The following is a 15,774-nucleotide window of genomic DNA, read 5'->3' as shown; positions in this document are numbered from 1 at the left end:
TTAAAAATCTCTTTTTTATAAAAGAAATAAGTTTTACTTTTACAGCATAATGAGAAATAAAAACACACATCATCATCACTTTACACCTTGCTATCAAGCGAGCTAGAAGTGTTTTGCCGTGTTTAAACATATATCTAACCCGTTTGAGAAATCAAGCGGGTTTTTTGTTTTTATCCATTTTGATTTCTTAAACACATACTAAAAAAAGAATGACTAAAATTAGAATTGCAATTCAGAAAAGCGGACGTTTAAATGAAGATTCCATAGCTATTTTAAAAGATTGTGGAATATCAATAGACAATGGTAAAGATCAGCTAAAAGCATCTTCAAGAAATTTCCCTATGGAAGTTTTTTACCTTAGAAATGGTGATATTCCTCAGTACTTGAGAGACGGAGTAGTAGATATTGCTATAATAGGAGAAAATGTGTTAATAGAAAAAGGAGAAGACATTACATTTTCAGAAAGATTAGGATTTTCTAAATGTAAAGTATCGTTAGCAGTACCTAAATCTTTTAAATATACATCTGTACAAGATTTTCAGGGTAAACGTATTGCAACATCATACCCAAATACAGTAAAAAACTATTTAGCATCTAAAGGTGTTACGGCAGATTTACACATTATTAATGGTTCCGTAGAAATTGCACCAAATATTGGTTTGGCAGACGGTATTTGTGATATTGTATCTAGTGGTAGTACATTATTTAAAAATAACCTTAAAGAGGTAGAAGTAATGTTAACCAGTGAAGCTGTTTTAGCTGTTTCACCAAAAATTACAGAAGAACGTAAAGAAATATTAGCTCAATTAGAATTTAGAATAGAATCTGTTTTAAGAGCTAGACAATCTAAATATGTGCTGTTAAATGCACCAAATGAAAAATTAGATACAATTATATCATTATTACCAGGAATGCGTAGCCCTACTGTGTTGCCATTAGCGGAAGAAGGGTGGAGTTCTGTACATACAGTTATAAATAAAGATAAGTTCTGGGAAGTAATTCAGGAATTGAAAAATGAAGGTGCAGAAGGCATTTTGGTTTGTCCAATTGAAAAAATGGTATTGTAATGAATAAGATTAATAATCCAGCTGTTACAGATTGGAAACAAGTTTTAGAGAGGCCAACACAGACTGTATCAGATATTGAAGACACTGTGGTTTCTGTTTTTAATGAGGTTAGAACTGATGGTGATACAGCTGTAAATAAGTATACTTCTAAGTTTGATGGTGTTTCTTTACAATCTACAATTGTTAGTAACGAAGAATTGGTTGAAGCAGAAGAATTAGTATCAGAAGAACTAAAAAAAGCAATACAATTAGCAAAAAGCAATATTGAAGCTTTTCATACAGCACAAAAAACTGAAAAAGTTACAGTACAAACAGCAAACGGAGTAAATTGTTGGCAAGAAAAAAGACCTATTCAAAAAGTAGGTTTATATATTCCAGGTGGTACAGCACCGCTATTTTCTACAATACTAATGTTAGCAACTCCAGCAAACATAGCTGGTTGTAAAGAAATTGTATTGTGCTCTCCGCCTAATAAAGAAGGCAAAATTAATCCTGCTATTTTGTATGCTGCAAATTTATGTGGTGTTACTAAAATATACAAAGTTGGTGGTATACAAGCAATTGCAGCTATGACGTTTGGTACACAAACAATACCACAAGTCTATAAAATTTTTGGTCCAGGAAACCAATATGTAACTGTGGCAAAGCAAATTGCAACAAAATATGGTGTGGCAATAGATATGCCAGCAGGTCCTAGTGAATTGTTAGTTTTAGCAGATGATACAGCTAACGCTGCATTTGTAGCATCAGACTTATTAAGTCAGGCAGAACACGGTACAGATAGTCAAGTAATATTGGTATCTACATCAAAAAAGATGATTACCGATGTAGAAACTGAGTTAGAACAGCAATTAGCAGTTTTACCACGTGTAGAAATAGCAACTAAGGCCATAGCAAATAGCAAGCTGATATATATAGAAACATTAGAAACAGCAATGCAATTAATTAATGAGTATGCTCCAGAGCACTTTATTGTTTGTGTACAAAATGAGGACTATGTATTAAACACAATTGAAAATGCTGGGTCTGTATTTATTGGTAATTATACGCCAGAGAGTGCAGGTGATTATGCCTCGGGAACTAATCACACTTTACCAACAAACGGTTATGCAAAACAATACAGTGGTGTAAATTTAGATAGTTTTACTAAGAGTATTACGTTTCAAAAAATATCTGAACAAGGTATACAAGAAATAGGTGAAGCTATAGAGTTAATGGCAGATGCAGAAGGCTTACAAGCTCACAAAAATGCAGTTACATTACGTTTAAAGAGTTTAAAATAATGAAAGATTTTAACTTAGATAAATTAACTAGAGAGAATGTAAAAGGACTTAGTCCGTATTCTTCAGCTAGAGATGAATATGTTTCTGATGGTACTGAAATGATTTTTTTAGATGCAAATGAAAATCCATACCAAAACGGTGTAAATAGATATCCAGATCCACAACAACGTAGTTTAAAATCTATTTTAGCAGAACAAAAAGGTATAAAGTCAGAAAACTTGCTTTTAGGTAATGGTAGTGATGAAGTTTTAGACTTAATATATAGAGCATTTTGTGAGCCAAAAGAAGATAATATTATAACCTTACCACCAACTTACGGTATGTACAAGGTATTATCTGCTATTAACAACATAGAGAATAGAGAGGTGTTACTTACAACCAATTTTGAGCCTAATGTTGATGAAATTTTAAGTACAGCAGATAAAAACAGTAAAATTTTATTTTTATGTTCACCAAACAATCCAACTGGTAATAGTTTCGCTACAGAAAAAATGCATCAGTTATTAGAAAATTTTAAAGGTTTGGTAGTTGTAGATGAAGCTTATATCGATTTTTCATCACAAGAAAGTTGGGTTTCTCAGTTAAATAATTACCCTAATTTAATAGTAACACAAACACTGTCTAAAGCGTATGGGTTAGCAGGTGTAAGATTGGGAATTTGTATTGCATCAAAGGAAATTATAACAGTTTTAAATAAAATAAAACCACCTTATAACGTAAACGAATTAACACAACAACGAGCAAAAGAGCGTGTTTTAGATGTAGATACTGTAAAGCAGGAAGTTTCTGAAATAATGACAGAAAAAGACATTTTATCTAAAGTATTACTTGAAGTAAATTTTGTAGAAAAAGTTTATGCGTCTGATGCTAATTTTATTTTAGTAAAAGTAGATGATGCTACAAAAAGGTACAATCAATTACTAGATAAAGGTATTGTAATACGCAACAGAACCACGCAGCCATTATGTAAAAATACATTACGTTTTACTGTAGGTACTAGAGAAGAAAACAACACATTAATAAGCGCACTAAACCAAATTAATAACTAACCGTAATTCTTTTTTAAAAATTGAATTATAACGAACTATTGAAGATGAAAAAAGTATTATTTATAGATAGAGACGGAACCATAATTAAAGAAACCGTAGATGAGCAAATAGATGCATTTGAAAAAATGGTTTTTTACCCTAAAGCATTTACTTTTTTGGGTAAAATTGCAAAAGAACTAGATTATGAGTTGGTAATGATTACCAATCAAGATGGCTTAGGTACAGATGTTTTTCCTGAAGATACATTTTGGCCAGTACACAACTTTATTTTAAAGTCTTTTGAGAACGAAGGTGTAGTTTTTGATAAGGTGTTTTTAGATAGAACTTTTCCTCACGAAAATGCCAATACTCGTAAACCTGGAACAGGCTTATTAACCGAATATTTTTCTGCAGAATATGATTTAGCAAATTCTTTTGTTATTGGCGACAGATTAACAGATATAGAACTTGCTAAAAACCTAGGTTCTAAAGGTATTTTTATTAATGATGAAACCAATCTTGGTACTGGAGAAATTACAGTGAAAAGGGAAGAATTAGACGATGTTATTGCCTTAGAAAGCAACGACTGGGAGAAAATATACGAGTTCTTAAAACTAAAAGATAGAGTTTCTGAAGTTACACGTAAAACAAATGAAACCGATATTTACATTAATGTAAATTTAGATGGTACGGGTAAAAGCGATATAAAAACAGGATTGTCTTTCTTTGATCATATGTTAGACCAATTGGCTCGTCACGGTCAAATGGATTTAGAAATTAAGGTAAACGGTGATTTAGAGGTTGATGAGCATCACACTATAGAAGATACAGCTATTGCATTAGGAGAAGTGTTTGCTAAGGCTTTAGGAACAAAACTTGGCATAGAACGTTATGGTTTTTGTTTGCCAATGGATGATTGTTTAGCACAAGTAGCAATTGATTTTGGAGGTAGAAACTGGTTGGTATGGGAAGCCGATTTTAAACGAGAAATGGTGGGCGATATGCCTACAGAAATGTTTTTACACTTTTTTAAATCATTTTCAGATGGAGCAAAAGCTAACTTAAATGTTAAAGCAGAAGGTGTAAATGAACATCATAAAATTGAAGCTATTTTTAAAGCATTTGCAAAGGCTATAAAAATGGCGGTAAAAAGAGATGTAGAAAAAATGGTTTTACCTAGTACAAAGGGAATGCTGTAAATAGTGATAATACTTAAAGTTTAAAATGAAAATAGTAATTATAAATTACGGAGCAGGAAATATACAGAGCATTAAGTTTGCTATAAAACGACTTGGTTTTGAGGCTGTCTTAACAGATGACGTAAATGAAATTTTAGCTGCGGATAAAGTTATTTTTCCTGGTGTAGGTGAGGCTAGTAGTGCAATGAGTAAGTTACGTGCTAGTGGTTTAGATACTTTAATCCCTACATTAAAACAACCTGTTTTGGGTATTTGTTTGGGTATGCAGTTAATGTGCAACGCATCTGAAGAAGGAGAAACAAAAGGCTTGGGGATTTTTAATGTTGATGTTGTAAAGTTTTCAAACAAGGTAAAAGTGCCACAAATTGGATGGAATGAGATATCAAACTTAACAACAAATCTTTTTAATAAAGTAAAAGAAAAATCTCATATTTATATGGTTCATAGTTTTTATGCTCCAGTTACTAACGAAACCATTGCAAAATCTAATTATGATGTAGATTACAGTGCAGCATTACAAAAAAATAATTTTTACGGAACTCAATTTCACCCAGAAAAGAGCAGTGAAGTAGGAGAGCAGATTTTAAGAAATTTTCTTGAAATGTAGAAGTTTAATTAAGTCTTAAGTAAGTGTTTCTATTCCTTTAAATATAAAGGCTTACTATTATAAATTAGTATTAAAAACTTAAGACTTTGTTCTTAAAATTTAATACTTTCTTTTAAAAAAACAAAAATGAGAATAATACCAGCAATAGATATTATAGATGGCAAATGTGTACGCTTGTCTAAAGGAGATTACAACACAAAAAAAATATATAACGAAAATCCTTTAGAAGTTGCTAAAGAGTTTGAGGCTCACGGTATAGAGTATTTACATTTAGTAGATTTAGACGGTGCAAAGTCTAAACACATTGTAAATCACAAAGTTTTAGAGGAAATAGCGTCTAAAACAAGCCTAAAAATAGATTTTGGTGGCGGATTAAAGTCGGACGATGATTTACGAATAGCTTTTGAAAGTGGTGCTAACCAAATAACTGGTGGTAGTATTGCTGTTAAAGATAGAGAAGTGTTTTCTTCTTGGCTTGAAAAATTTGGTGCAGATAAAATTATTTTAGGAGCAGATGCCAAGGATGAAAAAGTAGCTGTTTCTGGTTGGTTAGAAGAGTCTAAAGAAGAATTAGTGCCATTTATACAAGCATATCAAAAACAAGGGGTATGCTATGTTATTTGCACAGATATTAGTAAAGATGGTATGTTAGAAGGACCTTCTTTTAATTTGTATTCTAAAATTTTGCAATCATCAGAAAAAGGTTTAAAACTTATAGCAAGTGGAGGAATTTCTACTTTTGATGAGCTACCCAAACTAGCCGAAATTGGTTGTGAAGGAACTATAATAGGTAAAGCTATTTATGAAAATAGAATTTCTATGAAGCAATTAGAAGATTTTATATTAAATAAATAAAAATTTAGATTAGAGAGTACAGGAAAATAGAAGTCTATTTCTTTTCTCTTTATATGATCCATAAATAATATGTTAACAAAAAGAATAATTCCTTGCTTAGATATTAAAAACGGACGCACCGTAAAGGGAGTCAATTTTGTAGATTTGCGAGATGCTGGCGACCCAGTAGAATTGGCAGAAATTTATGCACAAACAGGAGCAGACGAACTTGTTTTTTTAGATATATCTGCAACAGAAGAACGTAGAAAAACATTAGCAGACTTAGTATTACGAGTTGCAGAAAAAGTTAATATTCCTTTTACTGTTGGTGGTGGTATTTCATCTATAGAAGACGTAGATATATTACTTCAAAATGGTGCAGATAAAGTATCTATAAATTCATCTGCAGTTAAAAACCCACAATTAATAAACGACTTAGCAGCCAAATTTGGATCGCAGTGTGTGGTTGTTGCCATAGATGCTAAAAATATAGATGGCAACTGGGTTGTTCATTTGGTTGGTGGTAAAGTACCTACGGAATTAAACTTGTTTGATTGGGCAAAAGAAGTTGAAAAAAGAGGAGCAGGAGAAATTTTGTTTACGTCTATGGACAATGACGGTACCAAAGATGGTTTTGCTAATGAAGCTTTAGCTAAATTATCAACCGAGCTAAATATTCCAATTATAGCTTCAGGTGGCGCAGGTTCTATTCAGCATTTTACAGATACTTTTAAAGATGGTAAAGCAGATGCAGCATTGGCAGCAAGCGTTTTTCATTTTAAAGAAATAGAAATTAGAGATTTGAAAGAAGAATTAAAAACTAACGGTATACCGGTTAGATTATAATATTATATAAAATGACAATAGATTTTACAAAAAGTACAGATGGTTTAGTACCTGCAATAGTACAAGACGCTGCTACTAAAACAGTTTTAATGCTTGGTTATATGAACCAAGAAGCGGTAGATAAAACTAACCAAACAAAAAAGGTAACGTTTTATAGTAGAAGTAAAAACCGTTTATGGACAAAAGGTGAAGAAAGTGGTAACTTTTTGAATTTAGTAGCTATGAAGGTTGATTGTGATAATGACTCATTACTTATTACTGTAAACCCAGTAGGGCCAACTTGCCACACTGGTACAGATACGTGTTGGAAAGAAGAAAACAATAATAGCTATGGTTTTTTAACGGAACTAGAAGCAATTATAACAGACCGCAAAGATAACCCAGACAATAAGGACAGCTATGTTGCATCTCTTTATAGAAAAGGAATTAACAAAGTTGCCCAAAAAGTTGGTGAAGAAGCTGTTGAAGTAGTAATAGAAGCAAAAGATAATGACGACCACTTGTTTAAAGAAGAAAGTGCAGATCTATTGTTTCATTATTTAATTTTGTTACAAGCAAAAGGCTTTAAATTAAACGATATTGTTACCGTACTTAAAAACAGACATTAGTGCACAGGTAATGTAAAACTAAAGGTGCTGCCTTCTTTAGGTTTGCTAAGTACAGTTATAGTGGTGTCATGCATTTCCATTATTTTCTTTACTATGGCTAAACCTAAGCCAGCACCTCTTTTCTTTTCAGACTTGTCTAACTGCTTGTATCTGTCAAAAATATAAGGTTGCTCATTAATTGGTATTCCGGCACCAGTATCTGTAATATTAATTTCTACTTTTTTAGCTTGTTTTTTAATAGCTAGTGTTACTTTTCCGTTTGGTTCTGTATATTTAATAGCGTTTTCTAAAAGATTTTGTAAAGCACGTTCTACCATACTAACATCTGCATACACAAAGTTGTTTTCATTAGAAGCATCCATATGTAAGGTAATTTGCTTTTGTTCTGCTATTACTTTAAATTTTTCTATTAAGTCATAGGATAGCTCCGTTATAGAAAATGGTTCTTTTACTGGGGTAACTTGTTCAGACTCTAATTTAGAATACTCAAACAATTGATTTATTAAGTTTGATAAACGGTCTATATTATTATGGGTAATTTGTAAATATTCATCTTTTTGCTCTTCTGTAAGTGTATCTTTTTTAATTTGAAGCGTTTCTACATAGCCCTTTAATATGGCTAGTGGTGTTCTTAAATCATGAGATACATTTGCTATTAACTCTCTACGTAATGTATCTACAGATTGTATTTTATCAATATTACTAACAATAGTATCTGCCATATCATTAAAAGAGTTAGCAAAGACTTCAATATCAGACTTTTCTGGGTTTTTTATACGCGCAGTACGGTCTCCTTCCTGAAATTTATTTACAGTACTAATCATTACTCGTAAGTTTTTAGTTAAAAACCAAATACTTAACAATCCTAATAATGCTGCAAATAACATAGTTAGCAGGGTAGCGCCAATACCCAACTTCATAAAATATTGAGATAGGAGGCTATTACTTATCGCTTCAAATTCTTGTCCAGCTAAAATTATATAAATGTATCCTTCTTTATCTCCGCTCTTGTAAGGAGCAGCAGAAAATATTTTTTTCTCTTCAGTATTTCTAGGATCGTCACCTAAAATATACTTTTGTCCGTCTGTTTTAATAAACTCTTTTATTGGGGCAAGAGAAACGTGTTTTATAGGTTCGTTAGCATCATGTTTTAAAACAACAGAATAAAGTACAGAACCTGCATTGTCTAGTAAATACACTTCTATACTACGGTTAACCGCCATCATGTCATGCATTAAATCTCCAAACAAGGGCTTATTTACGCTCCCATCTTCTAAAAAAGGAGATGCATTCTGAAATTTTTCCTCTATTAAGTGGTTTGCAACCTTTGCATTAACTTTTTGTGTTGTGGCTTCATTGTATTTATTAGCAAAATACCCGGTTATTAGTATATAACAAGCACCCATTAATAATATAATAAAAATAAAGGCTAGCCATAATTTTTTTATAAGCTTGGTTCCTAATACTTTTTTTGATGCTCCCATAATTAAATTTCTTCGTTAAATTTATAACCAACTCCCCAACTAGTAAGTATATACTTTGGTTGTGCCATATTAGATTCTATTTTTGCGCGTAGTCTGTTAATATGTGAATTTACAGTGTGTTCATATCCCTCAAAATTATAACCCCAAATTATATTAAGTAATTCTGTCCTAGAATAGTTTCTACCAGGGTTAGAGGCCATTAATACTAAGAGCTCAAACTCTTTTGGAGATAAGTCTATTTTTTGTTTATTAAGCAATACCTTACGTTTATCTATATCAATATATAAACCATCAAAAGATAAGGTACTAGAGTTGTTTTCTTCAATTTTAGGAGTATCAGATCTACGTAAAACAGCTTTTATACGAGCTAAAAGTTCTCTGATACTAAAAGGTTTGGTTAAATAGTCATCTGCGCCAATTTCTAAACCCAACACACGATCTATTTCTTCAGATTTGGCAGTGAGCATTATAACTGGTGTATTTTTTTTGGCTCTTAATTTTTTACAAACCTCAATTCCGTCCATTATTGGTAGGGTTAGGTCTAATAAAATAAGGTCATAGTCGTTTTCTAAAGCTAAACTTAAACCAGTTTCACCGTCCATAGCTTTAGTTGTGGTATACACCATATCTGTTAAATGTATTTCCAGTAATTGTATAATTTCTGGATCGTCTTCTATAATAAGTATCTGTTTCATAATATGGATGCAAAAAAGTTAATATATATCACAAAGCTATCACAAAGTCAAAAAGTTTAATTTGTTAATGAAATTAAGGCTTTTGAAGCATTTATAGTAATAAAAGGTAGAAGTTATCACAAATACCTTACAAAATTGGATGTAAAGTTTACTTTTTTGTGATTTCATCGTTAAAAACAACCCGTTAATTTGTGTCATAATCTTAAAAACTCTAAAAATGAAAAAATTACTTTTATTATTTATGGCAACAGCTCTTGTAGTAAGTTGTGATAAGGATGATGACACAAACGAGCCGCAAACTAAAAATTTAACTATGGGTATTGAAGGTTTAGAAGACCTAGGTGCCGATTATGTTTATGAAGGATGGATAATTGTAAATGGAGCTCCGGTATCTACAGGTGTATTTACTGTAGATAGTAACGGAAACCCTTCTAAAACCTCTTTTAGTGTAGATGCTGAAACATTAGATCAAGCAACAGCTTATGTATTGTCTATAGAACCAGCAGTTGATAACGACCCAGCACCTGCAACAACAAAGTTGCTTTCTGGAGCTTTTGCAGCTGAAACTGCAACTGTAAGTATAACAGATTTAGTTGGTGATTTTACTGGTGCTAGCGGAGAATTCTTTTTAAGAACACCGACAGACGAAGATGATGGTATGAATAATGGGAACGACCAATATGGTATTTGGTTTGGTATACCAGGAGCGCCACCAGCTACAGGTTTAGAATTACCTGTTTTACCAGAAGGTTGGGTTTATGAAGGTTGGGTAGTAGGTGAAGACGGACCAATTACAACTGGTACATTTATGGATCCTACTGTACAAGCAGAAGATTCTGGTAATCCTTTTAGTGGAGCTAATCCAGGACCTCCAATTCCTGGTGAAGATTTTTTTAATAATGCACCAACAGGATTTACTTTTCCTTTAGATGTTAGAGGTAAAACAGTTGTTATTTCTGTAGAGCCTTCTCCAGATAATAGTCCTGCTCCATTTTTACTTAAACCATTAGTAGGTGTATCTGGACAAGAAACTGCACCAACAACACATAATTTAAGTTTAAACAGTGATTCTTTTCCAACAGGTTGGGTTAAAAGATAATTTGTTTTAGTCAATAAAAATAGCCTCTAGGTAACTAGAGGCTATTTTGTTTCTGTTTGTTTTTTTTTGGTTTTAATATGGTTTTTAAGGCCATGTATCTAAGTCTTCCTCCTCGTAACAATCTGTAATATAGCTTCCTATTTTATTTTTACGAATAGAGAATATTTTTAGTGTAATTAAACACAAACCTAAATAAGCAAGTACAATTGCAATTCCTATAGGTAAAAAATGATCTGGTAAAATAAGATCGTTATATGTGCTGTATCCAAAAACTATGCTAGCAATATCTACCATTTTGTATACATAATAAGCAAATATGAGGTAAAAACCATATTCTAAGTTTCTCATTTCCTTGTCTGGATATTCATTTTCTGTAAGTTTAAACCAAAAAGCATACAAGTATATTATATGTACTGTAGCTAACAATATAAAAAAGTAACTACCTGCTTTGTTAAAGTGAAACTTGTCTGTTAATAGACCGTAAAAATTAGAAAAGGAAACAATTATTAGTAATAGTACAGAAATAAGGACAGATAACTTCCATGAAATTTTTATAGATGGTATTTTCATATAATAATTAGAGTATAAAAAGCTGGGGGGCTCTATGTTTAATCTAACACAAAATTATATCATATGTTAAATTAAGTTAAATATAATCGGTTAAACACTAAAATATAAGGGTAAGTGTATAGGCATAGATAAAAGGTAATCTTGTATAGATTATATGTATAAATGCAAAAAACAAATCCCTTTGTAAAAAACTAAGATAGCCAGCCTCTTTTACTAGCGTAATTAGAAAATAAAAAAAGTAAAACTGAAATTATTATAATTACTATAGGGAAATATATAGATGAAGTGCCCAATACTTTAAGCGTGTTGCTCATAAAAAAAGTATACACATTTTGAGCAACAACTCCTGCTAAAGAAATTAAAAATACAGTTTTAGCTGCTTTTTTTCGTATTAGAAGTAGCATACTAGCCAAAACGCCGCCAAAAACAGCTATGGCGTATGCGCCTGTGACCCATGATGGTCTTTTTTTATAAAGTTCTTGCACTTCTTTTGTGAATGATGAGAAAATTTCATCAGACATATAAGCTTCGGTTATATACGCCATAACTCCCATACAATTCCAAATTAAAGCTATAACAGCAATAATCCAGAACCAGTTAGGTACTTTATTAACGGTTTGTTTGTTTGTCATTTTGGTTGGTTTTGTTTGTTAATTAATTGTAAAATACAAAAAATAAGTTGTTTTTTAATGTTTTCATTTATGCATACTTTTACTGCCGTGAAAAAAAATAAGCAATATTATTTAATTAGATTACAGTTTTTAGGCTATAGATTTAGTGGATGGCAAAAGCAGCCCGGATATAAAACCATAGAAGGTATGCTTACTAAAACGCTAAAATTTATACTTCCAGATCGAAAGTATAAAATTTTAGGAGCTGGCCGTACAGATGCTAAAGTATCTGCTTTAGATGCTGCTTTTGAGCTTTTTTTAGATGGTGAACCGTTACATGATTTAGATTTTTTTTTAAAAGATTTTAATAAAAATTTGCCTTCAGATATTAAAATAGTAGCTGTAAAGCACGTAAAGGAAAAGTTTAATATAATTCAGCATAGCAAAGAAAAAGAGTATGTGTATTTGTTTTCTTTTGGCGATAAAAATCATCCGTATGCAGCGCCATTTATGGCAAACATACAAGATAGTTTAGACTTAGATTTAATGAAAAAAGCGACAAGTTTGTTTGTTGGTACCCACAATTTTAAAAGTTTTACAGCTAAACCTAAAGAAAACGGAAAGTTTATACGAAGTGTAAACTCTGCCGAAATTAGAGAAAATACCATTTTAAAAGCTAATTTTTTCCCTGAAAAATCTTACGCCTTTCATATAAAAGGAGAAGGATTTATGCGTTACCAAGTACGTATGCTTATGGGAGCATTAATACAACTAGGAAAAGGAGAAGTAAGTATTTCTGATATTGAAGAAGCTCTTAAGCCAAATAGTACGGTTAAATTTACATTTGTAGCTCCGGGTTCTGGTTTAATGCTACATAGTTTAGATTTTAAAGATGATGCTTAGTACACAGTAAGCATCATCTTAATTTTTATCCAAATAAACCAGATGATAGGTACCTGTCACCTCTATCACAAACTATAGATACTATTGTGCCGCTATCTAATGTACTGGCTAGTTTTATAGCCGCAAAAGCAGCGCCACCACTACTAACACCTGCAAAAATGCCCTCTTTTTTAGCTAATAAAAGTGTAGTTTGTTCTGCCTCTTCTTGGCTCACATCAATAATTTTATCAACCTTAGAAGCATCAAATATTTTAGGTAAATATTCTTGTGGCCATTTACGAATTCCTGGAATTTTTGCTCCTTCTTTTGGTTGCACACCAACAATTTGTATGCTATTATTTTGTTCTTTTAAATAGGTAGATGTACCCATAATTGTACCTGTTGTACCCATAGAAGACACAAAATGTGTAATTTCATTATTTGTATCTTTCCAAATTTCTGGTCCTGTACTTTTATAATGAGCTTTCCAATTGTCATTATTCCCAAACTGATTTAACATAACAGCACCTTTTTTTACTTGCTCATCTGCATAGTCCCTGGCCCCCAAAATACCTTTGTTTTCAGGCGTTAAAGTTACTTTAGCACCATACGCACGCATAGTTTGTATACGCTCTTTAGTAGATCCTTCAGATAAAACAATTTCTATGTCTAAATTAAAAATACCAGCAATCATTGCTAATGCTATACCAGTATTACCGCTTGTTGCCTCTACAAGTTTGGTATTTTTATTTATATCACCTCTGTCCAGTGCGCTTTTAATCATATTATATGCAGCCCTGTCTTTTACACTACCACCAGGGTTATTTCCTTCTAACTTAAATAAAAGTCTAACGTTAGGGTTTGTATTTAAAACTTTAGACTCTACCATAGGTGTATTACCTATTAAATCTAGTATACTATTGGACATTTTGTGTGGTTTTTATTTTAATTTCTGTTTTATGAAACACTTTTGAGTTGGCAGGTATAGAGCTTGTAACCCAAGCATTACCGCCAATTATAGTATTTTCTCCTATTACAGTATCGCCGCCTAAAATAGTAGCATTTGCATATATGGTAACATTATTTTTTATAGTAGGGTGCCTTTTTGTTTGCTTTAGGTTTTTAGCAACAAATAGTGCTCCTAAAGTTACACCTTGGTATATTTTTACATCATCTTCTATAATGGCAGTTTCTCCTATAACTACACCAGTGGCGTGGTCTATAAAAAACGAATTTCCTATTTTAGCACCAGGATTTATATCTACACCGGTTAGCCTGTGCGCATACTCGGTCATTAAACGTGGTACTAACGGAAACCCAATGGCGTGTAATTCATGTGCCAATCTGTATATGGCAATAGCATAAAATCCGGGGTATGCCATATAGACTTCTTCTATAGACAAAGACGCAGGGTCGCAGTTTACAATAGCTTCTGCATCTAAATTCAGTTTTTCTAATATAGTAGGTAAGGTAACAACGTATTTCTCCCAAATTTTTTTACAAGGTTTTTCTAGTTTCCAGCAAGCAAGATTCACAAGTTCATCAAACTGAAGCTCTAACTCTTCTAAATTTTTAGCAACTGGTGTTTGGGTATCAAACAAGGTATAAAAAAGCTTTTGGGTAAAAACTTCTGTTTTTTCTTTTAAACTAAAGTTTAAATTAGGCTGCTTTTTATGCAACTCTATTTCTTTAATTACAGATTCTAGTGTCATATGTAACGTATTCAACTATCAAAATTAACCAATATTTAGGTAAAAAAACTTTTAAAAACAGTTAACTTTAGCATAAATAATAGATTAGTAAGATTTTTATGAAAAATGATGTAATCTCTAAAAATACCTTTGGTTTTTTAAATAAGCTAAAAGAAAACAATACAAGAGAATGGTTTTTAGAGCATAAAAAAGAATTTAAAGTTGAAGAAAATGCGTTTAAAGAGTTTATTACCTTACTTGGAGAAAAGCTAAATGAACATGATGATATTGAAAAATCTAAAGTTTTTAGAATTTACAGAGATGTACGTTTTTCTAAAAATAAAACACCTTACAAAGTACATTTAGCAGGTTCTTTTACTAGGGCAGGAGCACGTTTGCGTGGTGGGTATTATGTGCATATAGAACCAGGTAATAGTTTTGTTGCTACTGGTTTTTGGGCTCCTAATAAAGAAGATTTATTTAGAATTAGAAAAGAAATTGAGTTAGACGCGCAAGAATTTAGAGATATTATTAATAATAAGACCTTTAAAGATGCTTGGGGAGAACTTAAAGGAGAAGAGTTAAAAAGAGCCCCAAAGGGTTTTGATATTGCTCATAATGATATAGACTTGTTACGCAAAAAACAATACATCTTTACCAGAGAATTTACAGATAAAGAAGTATTGTCTGCTAACTTTTTAGATACCATAAACGAGCTATTTGCCGCTATTAGACCTTTTTTTGATTTAATGAGCGATGTATTAACTACTAATTTAAATGGTGAGTCAATTTTAGACTAAAACGGGCTCATTAAAATACTGTAATTGGTCTTTTAGCCTAGTAATAGCCATAGACATCATACGTTTATTAAGTGCAGATGAGTTTAGTGTATAAGCTTCATACTCTTCTACAGTAAATTGCCCTATAATAATGCCTTTTAGTGCATTTCTAAATTTAATGTCTCTTTGTATGGCGTTTTCAATATACTCAAGTCTCTTTTCTAGAGTTAAGTTGTAAAATTTGTTTTTGTGTTTTTTAATGTAGTTTTTAAAAACAACTAAAATTAAATCGTTTTGTAATTTAAGAATAGGTCTAATTGTTTTGTTCTGAAAAAGTTCGTCATTACTAATTCCGTCTACTATTTTAGTAGCTTTTATCTCTGGCCTAATGCGCAAGAGATCTGTAGATCTTTGGTTCATAACTAGCGTTTTACTAAAGGTACAATAACTAACTATTATTTTGACATATACTTAAGTATAGTTTTTAACGG

At 31.8% G+C, this 15,774-nt stretch carries 18 protein-coding genes; 11 read left to right on the top strand and 7 right to left on the bottom strand.

Annotated features, from left to right (window positions below; genetic code table 11):
• Window positions 1-209: 209 nt before the first annotated feature.
• The 8 genes from hisG (at window position 210) to hisIE (ending at window position 7,472) form a co-directional block, all read left to right on the top strand.
• Entirely contained in the window at window positions 210-1,067 is an 858-nt protein-coding gene (gene hisG / locus PBN93_RS14820) for an ATP phosphoribosyltransferase (RefSeq protein ID WP_077399665.1), read from the top strand.
• Entirely contained in the window at window positions 1,067-2,350 is a 1,284-nt protein-coding gene (gene hisD, locus PBN93_RS14815; RefSeq protein WP_271080980.1) for a histidinol dehydrogenase, read from the top strand. Before hisG ends, hisD begins: the two co-directional genes overlap by 1 nt.
• Window positions 2,350-3,399: a histidinol-phosphate transaminase gene (gene hisC / locus PBN93_RS14810; protein ID WP_271080979.1), complete on the top strand. Its 1,050-nt coding sequence runs from the start codon at window positions 2,350-2,352 to the stop codon at window positions 3,397-3,399. Before hisD ends, hisC begins: the two co-directional genes overlap by 1 nt.
• 44 nt (window positions 3,400-3,443) lie before the next feature.
• A complete protein-coding gene (gene hisB, locus PBN93_RS14805; protein ID WP_271080978.1) occupies window positions 3,444-4,577 on the top strand; it encodes a bifunctional histidinol-phosphatase/imidazoleglycerol-phosphate dehydratase HisB in 1,134 nt (377 codons plus the stop codon).
• Window positions 4,578-4,602: 25 nt separating this feature from the next.
• Window positions 4,603-5,184, top strand: coding sequence for an imidazole glycerol phosphate synthase subunit HisH (gene hisH, locus PBN93_RS14800; RefSeq protein WP_077399654.1), 582 nt, complete (start codon window positions 4,603-4,605; stop codon window positions 5,182-5,184).
• A 126-nt stretch (window positions 5,185-5,310) separates the two neighbouring features.
• On the top strand, window positions 5,311-6,039 hold the full coding sequence (hisA, locus tag PBN93_RS14795; protein WP_077399651.1) for a 1-(5-phosphoribosyl)-5-[(5-phosphoribosylamino)methylideneamino]imidazole-4-carboxamide isomerase: 729 nt from the start codon (window positions 5,311-5,313) through the stop codon (window positions 6,037-6,039).
• 69 nt (window positions 6,040-6,108) lie between these two features.
• Window positions 6,109-6,864 (top strand): imidazole glycerol phosphate synthase subunit HisF, encoded by a 756-nt coding sequence (gene hisF, locus PBN93_RS14790; protein ID WP_077399648.1) that lies wholly within the window; start codon window positions 6,109-6,111, stop codon window positions 6,862-6,864.
• Between the two features lie 11 nt (window positions 6,865-6,875).
• Entirely contained in the window at window positions 6,876-7,472 is a 597-nt protein-coding gene (gene hisIE / locus PBN93_RS14785) for a bifunctional phosphoribosyl-AMP cyclohydrolase/phosphoribosyl-ATP diphosphatase HisIE (protein ID WP_077399645.1), read from the top strand.
• On the opposite strand, the gene PBN93_RS14780 is transcribed toward hisIE, so the two are convergent.
• Window positions 7,469-8,956 (bottom strand): sensor histidine kinase, encoded by a 1,488-nt coding sequence (locus PBN93_RS14780; RefSeq protein WP_077399642.1) that lies wholly within the window; start codon window positions 8,954-8,956, stop codon window positions 7,469-7,471. The genes hisIE and PBN93_RS14780 overlap by 4 nt on opposite strands.
• Window positions 8,957-8,958: 2 nt before the next feature.
• A complete protein-coding gene (locus PBN93_RS14775) occupies window positions 8,959-9,651 on the bottom strand; it encodes a response regulator transcription factor (RefSeq protein WP_077399639.1) in 693 nt (230 codons plus the stop codon).
• Window positions 9,652-9,868: 217 nt separating this feature from the next.
• On the opposite strand from PBN93_RS14775, the gene PBN93_RS14770 reads away from it, so the two are divergent.
• Window positions 9,869-10,750: an anti-sigma factor gene (locus tag PBN93_RS14770; RefSeq protein ID WP_271080977.1), complete on the top strand. Its 882-nt coding sequence runs from the start codon at window positions 9,869-9,871 to the stop codon at window positions 10,748-10,750.
• Window positions 10,751-10,834: 84 nt separating this feature from the next.
• Here the strand turns inward: PBN93_RS14770 and PBN93_RS14765 are convergent, their stop codons facing one another.
• Entirely contained in the window at window positions 10,835-11,320 is a 486-nt protein-coding gene (locus tag PBN93_RS14765) for a hypothetical protein (protein WP_077399633.1), read from the bottom strand.
• A 191-nt stretch (window positions 11,321-11,511) separates the two neighbouring features.
• Entirely contained in the window at window positions 11,512-11,952 is a 441-nt protein-coding gene (locus tag PBN93_RS14760; RefSeq protein WP_077399629.1) for a hypothetical protein, read from the bottom strand.
• A gap of 69 nt (window positions 11,953-12,021) precedes the next feature.
• Between PBN93_RS14760 and truA the strand changes: the two genes are divergently transcribed.
• Window positions 12,022-12,834, top strand: a complete 813-nt coding sequence (gene truA / locus PBN93_RS14755; protein ID WP_077400090.1) for a tRNA pseudouridine(38-40) synthase TruA — start codon at window positions 12,022-12,024, stop codon at window positions 12,832-12,834.
• Between the two features lie 25 nt (window positions 12,835-12,859).
• On the opposite strand, the gene cysM is transcribed toward truA, so the two are convergent.
• Together cysM and PBN93_RS14745 are read right to left on the bottom strand one after the other, a co-directional pair.
• On the bottom strand, window positions 12,860-13,741 hold the full coding sequence (cysM, locus tag PBN93_RS14750; RefSeq protein ID WP_271080976.1) for a cysteine synthase CysM: 882 nt from the start codon (window positions 13,739-13,741) through the stop codon (window positions 12,860-12,862).
• Window positions 13,731-14,525, bottom strand: coding sequence for a serine O-acetyltransferase (locus tag PBN93_RS14745; RefSeq protein WP_271080975.1), 795 nt, complete (start codon window positions 14,523-14,525; stop codon window positions 13,731-13,733). The genes cysM and PBN93_RS14745 overlap by 11 nt, the downstream gene beginning before the upstream one ends.
• A 98-nt stretch (window positions 14,526-14,623) precedes the next feature.
• Between PBN93_RS14745 and PBN93_RS14740 the strand changes: the two genes are divergently transcribed.
• Window positions 14,624-15,304, top strand: coding sequence for a DUF2461 domain-containing protein (locus PBN93_RS14740; protein WP_271080974.1), 681 nt, complete (start codon window positions 14,624-14,626; stop codon window positions 15,302-15,304).
• Here the strand turns inward: PBN93_RS14740 and PBN93_RS14735 are convergent.
• Window positions 15,296-15,703 carry a glyoxalase gene (locus tag PBN93_RS14735; protein ID WP_077399618.1) on the bottom strand — a complete coding sequence of 136 codons (408 nt, stop codon included), beginning with the start codon at window positions 15,701-15,703 and terminating at the stop codon, window positions 15,296-15,298. The two genes, PBN93_RS14740 and PBN93_RS14735, sit on opposite strands and share 9 nt — an antisense overlap.
• Between the last annotated feature and the right edge of the window lie 71 nt (window positions 15,704-15,774).

It is taken from the genome of Cellulophaga omnivescoria (assembly GCF_027915275.1).
Taxonomy (GTDB): domain Bacteria; phylum Bacteroidota; class Bacteroidia; order Flavobacteriales; family Flavobacteriaceae; genus Cellulophaga; species Cellulophaga omnivescoria.
The sequence above is the reverse complement of the archived record's forward strand: the minus strand, read 5'-3'. Positions and strand labels throughout refer to the sequence as shown.